Origin of the sequence: Dysgonomonas hofstadii (assembly GCF_014196915.1) — a bacterium.
Taxonomy (GTDB): Bacteria; Bacteroidota; Bacteroidia; order Bacteroidales; family Dysgonomonadaceae; genus Dysgonomonas; species Dysgonomonas hofstadii.
In genome coordinates, this window is sequence record NZ_JACIEP010000007.1 from 113835 (window position 1) to 125937 (window position 12103).

12 protein-coding genes are annotated in these 12103 nt (G+C 40.0%); 7 read left to right on the forward strand and 5 right to left on the reverse strand.

All coding sequences use genetic code 11. The features are described 5' to 3' along the window. The first annotated feature begins 60 nt into the window (after positions 1 to 60). Positions 61 to 510, forward strand: coding sequence for a hypothetical protein (locus GGR21_RS10890; RefSeq protein WP_183307255.1), 450 nt, complete (start codon positions 61 to 63; stop codon positions 508 to 510). Between the two features lie 114 nt (positions 511 to 624). Beyond that, positions 625 to 1467 carry a patatin-like phospholipase family protein gene (locus tag GGR21_RS10895; RefSeq protein ID WP_183307256.1) on the forward strand — a complete coding sequence of 281 codons (843 nt, stop codon included), beginning with the start codon at positions 625 to 627 and terminating at the stop codon, positions 1465 to 1467. Between the two features lie 10 nt (positions 1468 to 1477). On the opposite strand, the gene GGR21_RS10900 is transcribed toward GGR21_RS10895, so the two are convergent. Together GGR21_RS10900 and ndk are read right to left on the reverse strand one after the other, a co-directional pair. Continuing rightward, positions 1478 to 2422 carry a peptidoglycan DD-metalloendopeptidase family protein gene (locus GGR21_RS10900; protein ID WP_246348054.1) on the reverse strand — a complete coding sequence of 315 codons (945 nt, stop codon included), beginning with the start codon at positions 2420 to 2422 and terminating at the stop codon, positions 1478 to 1480. A gap of 72 nt (positions 2423 to 2494) precedes the next feature. Then, entirely contained in the window at positions 2495 to 2956 is a 462-nt protein-coding gene (gene ndk / locus GGR21_RS10905) for a nucleoside-diphosphate kinase (RefSeq protein WP_183307257.1), read from the reverse strand. Positions 2957 to 3662: 706 nt separating this feature from the next. Between ndk and GGR21_RS10910 the strand changes: the two genes are divergently transcribed. Then, positions 3663 to 4901 carry an MFS transporter gene (locus tag GGR21_RS10910; protein ID WP_183307258.1) on the forward strand — a complete coding sequence of 413 codons (1239 nt, stop codon included), beginning with the start codon at positions 3663 to 3665 and terminating at the stop codon, positions 4899 to 4901. 65 nt (positions 4902 to 4966) lie between these two features. Beyond that, on the forward strand, positions 4967 to 5950 hold the full coding sequence (locus GGR21_RS10915) for an alpha/beta hydrolase (protein WP_183307259.1): 984 nt from the start codon (positions 4967 to 4969) through the stop codon (positions 5948 to 5950). 193 nt (positions 5951 to 6143) lie between these two features. Here GGR21_RS10915 and GGR21_RS10920 read toward each other — a convergent pair whose 3' ends face one another. Both GGR21_RS10920 and GGR21_RS10925 read right to left on the reverse strand, forming a co-directional pair. Further along, on the reverse strand, positions 6144 to 6722 hold the full coding sequence (locus GGR21_RS10920) for a DUF1444 family protein (RefSeq protein WP_183307260.1): 579 nt from the start codon (positions 6720 to 6722) through the stop codon (positions 6144 to 6146). 128 nt (positions 6723 to 6850) lie between these two features. Beyond that, positions 6851 to 8839 carry an NAD(+) synthase gene (locus GGR21_RS10925; RefSeq protein WP_183307261.1) on the reverse strand — a complete coding sequence of 663 codons (1989 nt, stop codon included), beginning with the start codon at positions 8837 to 8839 and terminating at the stop codon, positions 6851 to 6853. 112 nt (positions 8840 to 8951) lie between these two features. On the opposite strand from GGR21_RS10925, the gene GGR21_RS10930 reads away from it, so the two are divergent. The 3 genes from GGR21_RS10930 (at position 8952) to GGR21_RS10940 (ending at position 11466) form a co-directional block, all read left to right on the forward strand. Beyond that, entirely contained in the window at positions 8952 to 9548 is a 597-nt protein-coding gene (locus GGR21_RS10930) for a MarC family protein (protein ID WP_183307262.1), read from the forward strand. A gap of 69 nt (positions 9549 to 9617) precedes the next feature. Then, positions 9618 to 10985, forward strand: a complete 1368-nt coding sequence (locus GGR21_RS10935; RefSeq protein WP_183307263.1) for an alpha-L-fucosidase — start codon at positions 9618 to 9620, stop codon at positions 10983 to 10985. A gap of 70 nt (positions 10986 to 11055) precedes the next feature. Continuing rightward, positions 11056 to 11466, forward strand: coding sequence for an alpha-L-fucosidase (locus GGR21_RS10940; RefSeq protein ID WP_317169884.1), 411 nt, complete (start codon positions 11056 to 11058; stop codon positions 11464 to 11466). 15 nt (positions 11467 to 11481) lie between these two features. Here GGR21_RS10940 and GGR21_RS10945 read toward each other — a convergent pair whose 3' ends face one another. Next, positions 11482 to 12048 carry an FKBP-type peptidyl-prolyl cis-trans isomerase gene (locus GGR21_RS10945; protein ID WP_183307264.1) on the reverse strand — a complete coding sequence of 189 codons (567 nt, stop codon included), beginning with the start codon at positions 12046 to 12048 and terminating at the stop codon, positions 11482 to 11484. Positions 12049 to 12103 lie beyond the last annotated feature (55 nt).

Genomic DNA, 12103 nt, shown 5'->3' on the forward strand with positions numbered 1-12103 from the left:
TATTATGAAAGCGCTTCAGTGAATATTAGTCGAAAAAGGGTTACTTAAAAAATTACAAATATGAAAACAAATATATTTCTTTCGTTATTGGTTGTTGCCATGTTGTCCACCTTTTCTTTGAGTGCGGCAAATCCGGATAAAAAAGTGTATCAGAACATTGAAACTACAGAGTCAGGTTCCATTAAAGAGATGATCTCATTAAAGAGTAATAATAGCCCCGATTGTAAAACTATTTATTACTACGGAGCAAAGGGAGAATTGCAAAAAAAAGTAATGTATAAATGGTCAAACAAAGGCTGGGTAAACTATAAGAAATATGATTACGAGTATAATGCCGATGGCTTGGTTGCCAATCTTTTTTATACAGAATGGGATAAAAAACTGGATACATGGTCACCAAAATCTATTCAATTTATTCATGTTTACGATGATAACGGGAAGTTCTTCGCCATGAAGAAGATAGAAAATAATGATGAAAAATCTTACTCTTATTTCTTGGCTGGCAAATAAATTGACATCACTCTATATATTTCAGGAAGGTCTTGTTTCTCTCAGAGGGGCAAGGCCTTCTTTCTTATATCTGCTGAAATATTTGTATATTTGATTCTGTTTAATACAATAATTATGGTCGATACTAAGAATATTGGACTGGTTCTCGAAGGCGGTGGTATGCGTGGGGTATTTACCTGCGGAGTACTGGATTATTTTATGGATAACAGTATCTATTTCCCATATAGTATAGGTGTTTCGGCCGGAGCCTGCAACGGATTGTCCTATATGTCGCACCAGCGTGGAAGAGCGAAGTATAGCAATATAGACCTGCTGGAGAAATATAAATACATAGGAATAAAGCATTACCTGAAGAAAGGTAACATCATGGACTTTGACTTGCTGTTTCATGAGTTTCCCGAGAATATTATCCCATATGATTATGAGGCTTATTTTAAGTCATCAGGCCGTTTCGAAATGGTCACTTCTAATTGTCTGACCGGAGAGGCTGAATATTATGAAGAGAAATCTGATCCGAAACGGGTGATAGACATTGTAAAGGCTTCCAGTAGTCTGCCCATCCTCTGTCCTGTGACTTATGTTGATGATGTCCCCATGCTCGACGGTGGTATATGCGATTCTATACCCGTGATCAGGGCAATGAGCCAGGGATATGAGAAGAATGTTGTGATATTGACCCGTAATAAAGGATATCGTAAAGAGAGCAAGGATATTAAGGTACCATCTTTCATTTATCGTAAATATCCGGCTATGCGCGAGGCCTTGAGCCATAGGAGTAGCTTGTATAACACTCAATTGGAGCTAGTGGAAAAGCTGGAAGAAGAGGGGAAAGTTTTTGTGATACGTCCCGAAAAGCCTATAATAGTTGACCGCATAGAAAAAGATACAGATAAACTTACCGATCTGTATAACGAAGGTTATGAATGCGGCAGGTTTATCTGTAATATGAATTTATAGTACTATCCTGTTATGATGTTCTGATCGATTTACCCGGACGTAATATTGTTCTTGAAGTAATACCGTTTAAAGAACATAGCTTATTCACTGTTGTTCCGTATTTTCTGGCAATGGCTCCGAGTGTATCACCACTCTTTATGCGGTGGTAAGTGACTTTTCCCGATGCGTATTTGTTGGTTACAGTCGATTTTGAGCGTGTAGGTGTCGATGCCAGTGTATTAACGTTAACTCCCTTTCCGCTTCTGTCGTAACTGCTTGCTGTTACCAGATAAGTGTCTTTGTGACACACTTTGTTTTCGAAGTCGACAATAAAAGCAGGATTGATAGGATTTCCTAAAAAGCGTGTTTCAAAATGCAGGTGAGAACCGGTTGAACGTCCTGTGTTGCCTCCCAAAGCAATTGGATCTCCGGACTTAACGATCTGGTCTTCTTCTACCAGAAACTTCGATAAGTGTCCGTAAACTGTTTCCAGTCCGTTTGTATGGCGCAATGCCAGATAATATCCATATCCTCTTCGTTCATATTGTTTTACACGCACTTTACCATCGAATGCAGCATAAATTGTGTCGCCTACCTGTACTTTCAGGTCGATGCCATAATGCATGCGGCGTCTGCGTGGCCCATATTTGGAAGTTACATGTCCCATTGTCGGCATAGTGAAACTGGACAGGTCTACCTTAAATGAATCAGGTATGTTTTCTATTGAACGGTAAGCGTTGACGTATCTGTTGTTCCAGATGCCCCCATACAGCTCATCCGCAGGTATTTCATGTTCACTTAATACCCTTTCTTCCTGGATCTCCTTTAATATAGACAGGTCTCTTTTAATCTTGATGCCATCGGCATAAAGATCATTGGAGCTTGTTCTACTGTGACGCTGTTTATAATTAAGCTCAACCCTTTCAGTATTAGATTCCTCGGTTTTACCCTTGTTGTTTTGAGTGAAAGCACTCATCGGTATTAAAAACATTGCCGCTAATGGCAATAACTTTAATGTTTTAAGAGTTCTTTTTCCTTGCATAGTATATCAAATCTCATCTTTTGCGTATAAATTCGCAAGTGTAGATAGTTTATAATCGTAAATTTCGTCGTCTCTAAAAAATCGTTTCAATTCTATTTTAGCCGAATCGGCGGAATCTGATGCGTGAACAATATTCTCTTGCGCACTCACCGAAAAGTCTCCTCTTATAGTACCTGCCGCTGCCGCACGTCCGTTGGTAATACCTATGAAAGAGCGTACCACCTTAGCCGCATCTATACCTTCCCAGCACTGCACAATAACAGGGCATACCTGCATTGAATCTTTCACACGCTGGAAGAATGGCTTGTCTTTTAAGTGAGCATAATGTTCGTCTAGTATTGCGTCATTCAATTGTACCATCTTCATACCGGCTAACCGTAAACCTTTCTTTTCAAAGCGGGAAATAACCTCTCCTATAAGCGAACGTAAAACGCAGGACGGCTTTAGAATAACGAGGGTTTTCTCCATATTTTAGCTATTGACTTAAAAGGATTTAATGTATATAACTTTCAAATATAAGTTTTATTTCAATGTTTTACAATATTATAGCCGTAAAAAAAGGACTATTTAACAGCAAGTTAAAATTTTTACCCCTTTATTGTCTATCTGGACTGAATTCACATAATTTACCATAACAATCTGTTTATTAGTATTTTATATGATTTATTTTTGCCTATTCATTTTAATCAGGCTAACAATTATGTTCACAAAATTTAATAGTAAAAATAGCATTTAATTTTATCCTTCAATTTTCCGGCTAAAGCGAATGGTGAAAAATTAACAAAAAACTGACAAACCTTACAAAATCAATTATCAGTCAACAGTTATCAGTTAACAAAAAAGTTACAAATCTGACAGATTTTCATCTTTTTCAAAGATCGTTTCTACTAACTACTGGCTATTGTCTATTAAAGAAATATAGATAAAGATTTTTCATTTCAATTTTCTAATCTAAAAGAATATCTTTAGCTTTGCTGTCCTAAATAACAAGAGTTATGCTACCAAGAAGTTATACCATCCTCTTTCACTGAGGGAAAATACCCGCCTCAACCCAAAGAACCTTAAATGATCTTTGGCTCTTAATCAATTTCTATTCAAATTTGTTTAATAGGCAACCGGTTCAGATTATATTGTGACACGGTCGGCTATCACTATCTATACAAGAAGAAAATCCATGAATAATTGGAAACGTACATTCGCAATCATATGGTCCGGGCAGTTTTTTTCTATGCTTAGCAGTTCTATTGTCGGCTTTGCTGTCGTATTTTGGCTGAGTATGAAAACCGGATCGGCCGAAGTACTGGCTACCGCCATGCTGGCCACTTTACTGCCATTTATAGTTTTAGGTTTGTTTACAGGTGTCTTTGTTGACCGATGGGATCGCCGCCGTACGATGATACTGGCCGATAGCTTTGTCGCATTCTGTTCTGCTATCCTTGCCCTCCTGTTTTATATGGGCAGGATAGAAATGTGGGAAATATATATCCTGCTGGCTCTTCGCTCGGCAGGCAGTGCATTCCATACCCCTGCCATGCAGGCATCGGTTCCGTTGCTTGCACCCGAAAGCGAGTTGATGCGCATAGCCGGGGTAAACCAGATCATACAATCGGTAAGCAATATAGCAGGTCCTGCATTGGGTGCTATATTCATCGCATTTCTGGATATGACTTATGTTATGTTGATGGACGTAGTAGGTGCGGCAATCGCCTGTACTTCCCTGTTGTTTGTTACCATACCCAATCCTCAGAAAAAGGAAGATGCTGTACGCAATGTATGGCGTGAGATTAAAGAAGGGGTTGGGCATATGTTTGCCAATAAGGGAGTCGCTTATCTGCTGGGTTGTGTTATTGTCGTCACATTTTTCATGGTGCCTATTGCAGCGCTGTTTCCTCTGATGACGCTGAACCACTTCAACGGGACGGCATTCCAGATGGGGCTGGTCGAGGTTGCCTGGGGCGTTGGAATGCTTGTCGGCGGAGGTATTGTTAGTTTGAAGTTTATGAAATCGGCAAATAAAATTCTCGTTATCAACATTATGTCGCTTATCATAGGAGGGGCATACTGGCTATCGGGGCTTTTGCCAACCACAGGATTCACTCTGTTCGTTGTTCTAACGACCACAGGTGGAATTGCAGGTTCTATTTACTGGAGCTCATTTATTGTCATATTGCAAACGAAGATTGCTCCCGAAGCATTGGGGCGCGTATTTTCCATTTATGATAGTATCAGTTTATTGCCAACTATTCCCGGACTACTGGCTACGGGATTTATTGCCGGTAGGATTGGTTTGTTAAATGCGTTTGTCATTGCCGGGGCAGCAACTGTAATTGTCGGACTTATTGCCTTCTTTATTCCTGCGGTAAGGGAGCTGGGATACTCAACAAAAACGACGGCAGAAGACAAAGAAGAATAGTAGGAAAATAAACAATTTCGTTGCGGAACGTGTTCTAATTATTTTGAAATCAAAAGGATTAGATCATGAGCAACAAAACAAAACAACCCCTGAATTATCTGGAAGATTCCCATTTGGGAATAGGAACAAAGGAATTTTTAAAAGTACTAAATGCCGGCGATACACCTGTTGAGTCTCTGCCACCGTCTGAAGCGCGCAAGGTATTGGAAGGTGCACAGTCTTCGGTGAAAGTAGACGTATCCGGTATTGAAGAAGTACGCAAAACAATAAAATCGGGAGGCCAGGCTGTCGAAATAATCGTTGTCAGGCCTAAAGGAAAGAAAGAAAAGCTTCCGGTATTTATGTTCTTGCATGGAGGAGGATGGGTTCTGGGTGATTACCCGACACACAAGCGCCTGGTTCGTGATCTTGTTGTGGAATCGGGATTTGCTAGTGTCTTTGTAGAATATACCCGTTCCCCGGAAGCTAAGTTCCCTCGGGCGTTGGATGAGATATATGCTGCTACCAAATGGGTTGCCGAACATGGTGATGAGATCAATGTAGATGGTAAAAACCTAGCTATTGTGGGAAATAGCGTAGGTGGTAATATGACAATTGCAACATCTATCAGGGCGAAAAAAAACAAAGGCCCGAAGATTAAAGGTCAAATCCTTCTGTGGCCCTACTCGGAGGCAAGCACAGAAGCAAAGTCATACAGAAAATATGGAAAAGAAAGGTTCCTTACTACTCCCTTGATGGAATGGATGCGCGATAATTACGTCAATAGTAAGGCCGATTGGGATAGCATATACGTTTCACCTGCGCGTGCCACAAAGGATGATCTGAAAGGATTACCCCCAACTCTGATTGAAGTAGCCGAAAATGATATTCTGAGAAACGACGGTGAAACTTTGGGCCGCCATCTCGATGAAGCAGGAGTAGATGTAACAACTATCCGTTTCAATGGTGTCATCCATGACTGGGGCTTATTGAACGGATTTGCAAAGATTGCTCCGACAAAAAGCCTGATCTTGTTCACAGCTGCAATGTTAAAGAAATATCTGTCATAAAAACAGATCGTGATAATATGATAAGAAAAAAGAGGCTGTCTAAAAAGTAAGATTACACTATCAAAGTGTTACTTCCCTTTGTCATTCTGAGTGCAACGAAGAATCCCGACTCTCCGGAAACGAGATGTTTCACTCCGTTCAACATGACAAAGAGATAATAAAAATTACTTTTTAGACAGCCTCTTTTTTTGCTTTATGCGGTAGTTACTACTTCCCAACCGTTCTCTCCCCGTTGATATATGTGTTTCACCATAAGTCCTTGCGCTGTTTCATCCTTAAATAGTCTCTGTATTAGTTCTGTCAGGCGCGAAATGGCATCCGGATTGCTTTTGGGTGCAACATACAATACATCCCTTGCAGGTACGGCAATATAAAAATCTCCTTCGACCACCGATTCTATTTGTGGCCAGATATCATCCCATATCAACATGGCGGCTTCATAATTACCACCGTTGGTTATCATCAGCACATCGGTCTTGTCGCCATGTGCCTGAATATTATCGGCTATTTCATCTATCATGTTTTGCAAGGCTGCTTCGTGCAGTTTTTCAATTGTCACTTCGTCCGATAAATCCCTGTTAGGAATGAACTGATAGTGCGAGCCCATATCTATGGCATATGATATAGTCAGGTTCTGTGCAAATGGTTTCATCACAGGACTGTCCTCATGCGGTAGTTCCATAGTCTTCCCTTCACCTATATGGAGTTCTGCAGGAGCATCTTCTTTATAGGTTTCTTTCAAACGGGGAAATACTTTAGTAAAATCTATCATGGTAGTTTTTTATAAGGTTTATATTCTTTATTAGTAGTTATAGTAGTCAGGTAGTCAAAGTAGAGTAACGAAGTATATACAGTAAAAAGAAAAGATACTTAACTATTTTACTTCTCTGACTGTTTCTATCATAATTCATCCAATCGCTTCATCCACAGTGCCACTGAGGCATCGCTAGGCATACGCCAGTCGCCACGTGGAGATAGGTTTACAGAGCCTATCTTCGGCCCATCGGGCAAACAGGAACGTTTAAACTGCTGCGAAAAGAAACGGCGGAAAAATATTTTCAGCCACTTCAATATATCTTCATCGGAGAATTCTTCCTCAAAAGCATGTTGTGCCAGAAAATATATCTTCTCGGGCGAAAACCCGAAGCGAAGCACATAGTACAGGAAGAAATCATGCAGAATATAAGGGCCTACTACATCTTCCGTTTTTTGTGCAATATTACCATCCTTATCGGCAGGCAATAGTTCCGGACTAACTGGTGTATCTATCACATCTTCAAGGATGGAATGTGAAGCATTGTCCATCTGTGTACGGGCAACCCATGCCACCAGTGTGCGTACCAGCGTTTTAGGAACACCGGTATTTACCGCATACATCGACATGTGGTCTCCGTTATATGTGCACCAACCCAGGGCTAGTTCAGAAAGATCTCCGGTGCCGATCACCAGCCCGTTCACCTTATTGGCATAGTCCATCAGTATTTGCGTACGTTCACGGGCCTGTGAGTTTTCGTAAGTGACATCATGGGTATTCACATCATGTTCTATATCTTTGAAATGTTGTATTACAGCATCCTTTATCGCTATCTCTTTAATAGTTACACCCAGCGACTCCATCAGTTTAATAGCATTAGAATAAGTCCGGTCGGTAGTGCCGAATCCCGGCATGGTGATACCGTAAATATTTTTACGGGGAAGATTTATCTTGTCGAATGTCTTTACTAAGACCAATAAGGCCAATGTGGAATCGAGCCCGCCCGAAACTCCGATAACCGCTGTGCGACTATTTGTGTGTAATAAGCGTTTGGTCAGCCCTCCGACCTGCATAGAGAAAATCTCATCGCAACGCTCGTTCAGAGTCGAATCGTTGGACGGAACAAAAGGCGTGGGAGATATGTAGCGATTAATGTGGAATACATCTTTTGCTCTGATATTCTTCTTTTTACCGGCAAAGGTCGATAGAAATTCCTTTCGTGTCACTGTCTGATAGATCGTGATATTCTGATATTCGATATGCTCAGGTGACCTGTATTCCGAAAGGGCGAATGATTTATTTTTCAGACGGTCGTTTCTTAACCGTTCAATATCTATATCAGCAATAGTCAGCTTACTCTCGAAAGAAAACCGCTCACCTTCTGCCAGAATCGATCCGTTTTCTGCAATCATGCTGCTCCCTGCAAAAATAATGTCGGTGGTCGATTCTCCGTTTCCTGCTGCTGCGTATACATATCCGGCGATACAACGGGCTGACTGCTGGCTCACCAGGCTTTTCCTGTAATTTTGTTTGCCTGTCGTTTCATTGCTTGCCGACAGGTTGAATATCACTTCCGCATCGTTCAGGCATGAAAAGCTGGATGGAGGTATCGGCGTCCACAGGTCTTCGCATACTTCGATGGCAAAGTTGAAGTCCTGTGCTTTAAAAATAAGATTCCTTCCTACAGGTACATGGCTGTTATTGACACGGGCCGAAGACTCCTTCAATTCGGCGGCCGAAGAAAACCAGCGCATTTCATAAAACTCGCTGTAATTTGGTAAAAAGGTTTTCGGTACAATGCCTACTACCCGTCCGCTATAAAGCACTATAGCTACATTATAAAGCTTGTTGGATATTTCAAGCGGCATACCCACAACAATGATCGACACACACTCACGGGTGGCGTCGGCTATCCGTTTCAACGATTTTTCGGCCTCTTCCAATAAAGTGCGTTGCAGAAACAGGTCACCACATGTATAACCAGTGATACATAATTCAGGGAAAACAATAGCGGATACCTGTTGTTCCTCGGCATTCTCAATCATTTTCAGTATTTCAGTGGTATTATAATCGCAGTCCGCGACCTTTAGTGCGGGGCTTGCTGCTGCAAAACGTACAAATCCGTAGTTGTTCATTATAGGAAGTTTTTTATTTTTACAAACTTACGAAAGATTTTTATGTTATATATCATATATTACTTGAATCAAAAACTCTTATCTTTGTAAAATCTTAAAAAAAGCAAATATCATGGATTTAAGTATCAATTTCACACAAATTCTAAGTGCATTTGTTGTTTTGTTCGTATTGATCGATGTCTCCGGATCGATACCTATCTTTTTGGGATTTAAAGGTGCGGGAAAAGATGTGAATCCATTGCAGGCTGCCATCTATTCTTTTATCATAATGGTTGCGTTCATGTTTGTAGGAGACTGGATACTGAAGCTTTTTCATGTAAGTACTTCTTCTTTTGCTGTGGCAGGAGCATTAGTAATATTCATCATATCGGTAGAAATGATATTTGGTGTGGAAATATTTAAGAATGACGCACCTGGCGGATCCAAAACACTTGTTCCTATCGTTTTTCCTCTTATCGCCGGGCCGGGGACATTTACAGTCCTTCTTTCGATGCGTGCTGATTATGCTGTTTCGAATATAACTATTGCCCTGGCATTGAATATGGTGATTGTATTCCTTGTTCTTAAATATCTGAATATTGTAGAGAAGCTTTTGGGGCTGGGAGGGGTTTATGTTCTGCGAAAGTTTTTCGGAGTAATTGTTATGGCTATTTCTGTTAAATTGTTTACAGAGAATATCAATGCACTGATAGAAAGTATAAGCAAGTAGTTGTTTTTATATAATAAAATTGTAAATACTAACTATGATTGTAAAAGTCTAATAATTAAGAAAAAATCCATGAAAAGAATTTCGGTTGTGGCATTCCTATTATTGTTTATTATAGGCTTTAAAGCTCAAGAAAAAGGGACAAAATTATCCATTGATCAACAGCATGTTGAATGGTTTAAAGATGCCAAATTCGGAATCTTTGTACATTGGGGGCTCTATTCCATCCTTGGTGGTGAATACGATGGCACCATCTTAACCCCGAGCGTAGATAAGAAGAAATTTACACACGGACAGACTTGGTATGCGGAATGGATACAAATGCGCCTCGATATTCCGAATAGCGAATACCATTCCTTGGCTAAGAGCTTCAATCCGACAGGATTTGATGCCGATGCATGGATTCGAGAAGTGAAAAATGCCGGGGCACGCTATTTTGTTATTACATCAAAACACCATGATGGGTTTGCTCTATGGAACTCTAAAGTATCGAGTTTCAACATCATGAACACACCTTTCAAACGCGATGTGCTTGCTGAACTGGTTACGGCTTGTAAGAAATATGGTATAAAATATGGATTCTACTATTCTCATTGGCAAGATTGGGAACATCCACAAGGCGCATTACCCGAATGGAAAACGCAGCGTACAAGCGAAGAATTCGAAATATATTGGAAGCGAAAATGCCTGCCTCAGGTCAAAGAATTATTAGATAATTATGATCCGGATTTACTCTGGTTCGATACATGGGGAACAGAAGACGCTCATATTACTCCGCAAAGACGCGATGAGTTAATCGCTCTTGTCCGGGCAAACAGTAGTAAATGTCTTATTAACGGGCGCATAGCATTCTCCAATCCGGGAGACAATATAGACTTTATGGAAATGCTGGATAATGCTTATCCGTCCGATATTCAGTCAAAGCCTTGGCAAACCCCTGCCACAATGGTACATTCGTGGGGATGGCATGCGCATGACTATAATTGGAAAACTTCTTACAGGATGATAGAGTATCTTATAAATAATGCTTCGAAAGGAGGAAATTATTTATTGAATATAGGTCCTAAACCTGATGGAACATTTCCGGTTCCGGCTATTCGCAGACTTCGGGAGATCGGTGCATGGGTTTATGCTAACAATGAGGGTGTATATGGTACAAGTCCCGTCAACATGAAAGTAGATAAAGGGATTTACCTGACACAAAAAAATGTAACCGGGAAAAATTACCTGTATATCAGCATTGCAAATGATCAGGAGAAGATCAGTTTGCCAATAAAAATATCTGAGATTACCGAATGTCGTATTTTGGAATCAGGCATGCCGATTAGTTATGAAGTAAGTAATATAAGCGAAACCGCTACATCTTTTCTAATACCTAAGTCTCTGTTTGAAGACACTGCTCCTAAAGTTATCAGACTAACATTAAAGAAGAATCTTTAAAGAACCCGTATAAAAAAAGAGTTTTGTTGTTTTTATACTTACTTATTCTGGTATCTTAGCGCAAAAACCTATAGATACTTCATGGTTTCAAAATGCAAAACTGGGATTGTTTATTCATTGGGGACTTTATTCCCGGGCTGCCGGACAATGGAATGGCACACCTTCGCGGGGAGGAGAGCATTTTATGCTTTCCGAACGGATAAGTCTGAAAGATTATGTGAAAATAGCCAATGATTTTGATCCTGTTAGCATTAATGCTGAGAAGTGTGTGAAACCGGCCAAACAAGCCGGGCTTTCTTTGCTTTTAAAGCTAACTGTCGAAATCTTCTTTGTCAAGAGAGAAAAGCTATATCGTTTTATACAAAAAAAACGAATTACAGATATTACCGGTAGCTTAAGCAAAAAAGAAGGCATCCCTTTGGGGACACCCTCTTTGATAAATAAATTATTTTTATCTTATAAACCTGTAACGGTTATTTAGGACTAGTCAATTATTCTAAAAATCAATTCCTGCTTTTTTAACTTTTTTCAGTTTAATCTTAAACCAAAGTGTAGTATATCCGGGAATACTTCCTGATCCGTATGCTCCGTAACCTAATTTTTGAGGGATACAAACCAATCTCTGCTGTCCTTCTGTCATATTTTGTAATGCAGTAGCAAAACCATCGGTAAGCCCATTTACTTTAAAACGGGCATAATATCCATTGGCATTTGTACCTTCTGTTGTATCAAAAATAATGGAATCTCCGTCCAGCTTGTAATACCATCCTTCGTAATGAACATAAACGCTATCTGTAAATAAAGGACTGAGAGTCCTGTCAAATTGATCACCCGCCTTATCAGGCACAAAGTCAGTAATTTCTTTCAAGTAGATATTGCCATTATTTGAATTTGAAGAAATATTGTTATACCCGGAACTGTTTGCGGCTACTTTCGCCACCAGGTCATCCTGATAAGCTTTCCATTCTTCATCGATTACATAGTCGTCATCATCATCGACACAGGAGCTCCAGAAAGCTATTGTACAAATAGAAAGTAATAGTATAAGAAGTTTTTTATTCATATTTTAGTTACAAGTTGCGGGTTATAAGAGAACAAGTTTTATTTACAATTATAAC

Excerpts from the sequence above, each read along its gene's own strand:
- GGR21_RS10890 (WP_183307255.1), top strand. The coding sequence starts at position 61 with ATGAAAACAAATATATTTCTTTCGTTATTGGTTGTTGCCATGTTGTCC.
- GGR21_RS10895 (WP_183307256.1), top strand. The coding sequence starts at position 625 with ATGGTCGATACTAAGAATATTGGACTGGTTCTCGAAGGCGGTGGTATG.
- GGR21_RS10900 (WP_246348054.1), bottom strand. The coding sequence starts at position 2,422 with ATGAGTGCTTTCACTCAAAACAACAAGGGTAAAACCGAGGAATCTAAT.
- ndk (WP_183307257.1), bottom strand. The coding sequence starts at position 2,956 with ATGGAGAAAACCCTCGTTATTCTAAAGCCGTCCTGCGTTTTACGTTCG.
- GGR21_RS10910 (WP_183307258.1), top strand. The coding sequence starts at position 3,663 with ATGAATAATTGGAAACGTACATTCGCAATCATATGGTCCGGGCAGTTT.
- GGR21_RS10915 (WP_183307259.1), top strand. The coding sequence starts at position 4,967 with ATGAGCAACAAAACAAAACAACCCCTGAATTATCTGGAAGATTCCCAT.
- GGR21_RS10920 (WP_183307260.1), bottom strand. The coding sequence starts at position 6,722 with ATGATAGATTTTACTAAAGTATTTCCCCGTTTGAAAGAAACCTATAAA.
- GGR21_RS10925 (WP_183307261.1), bottom strand. The coding sequence starts at position 8,839 with ATGAACAACTACGGATTTGTACGTTTTGCAGCAGCAAGCCCCGCACTA.
- GGR21_RS10930 (WP_183307262.1), top strand. The coding sequence starts at position 8,952 with ATGGATTTAAGTATCAATTTCACACAAATTCTAAGTGCATTTGTTGTT.
- GGR21_RS10935 (WP_183307263.1), top strand. The coding sequence starts at position 9,618 with ATGAAAAGAATTTCGGTTGTGGCATTCCTATTATTGTTTATTATAGGC.
- GGR21_RS10945 (WP_183307264.1), bottom strand. The coding sequence starts at position 12,048 with ATGAATAAAAAACTTCTTATACTATTACTTTCTATTTGTACAATAGCT.